We start from the raw sequence: 211 nt of genomic DNA on the forward strand, positions 1-211 counted from the left end.
CTACCCTAATTGGCGTGTCGATTGCTTGTCCTTTCCTGGTTGCCCAGTAAGTCCAATTTCCGTCATAAAGTGTTGCGTCGGGGCGTATTAGGGTGTGTCTGACAATTGGGGTCCAGATGTGTTTGAATAGATGTATCCCATCTTTGGTTTGGAATAGCCAATTTTCGTGTCTTTCTTTCCCATTGCTAAGTTTAATTGTTCCATGTCTGAA

Annotated in this window: 1 pseudogene; it reads right to left on the reverse strand. The window is 43.6% G+C overall.

The annotated features are described in order from the left end of the window. Window positions 1–211, reverse strand: a pseudogene (locus P5674_RS26470) (RNA-dependent DNA polymerase); the annotation flags it as partial.

Origin of the sequence: Limnospira sp. PMC 289.06 (assembly GCF_032350395.1) — a bacterium.
In the GTDB taxonomy this organism is placed as follows: domain Bacteria; phylum Cyanobacteriota; class Cyanobacteriia; order Cyanobacteriales; family Microcoleaceae; genus Limnospira; species Limnospira platensis.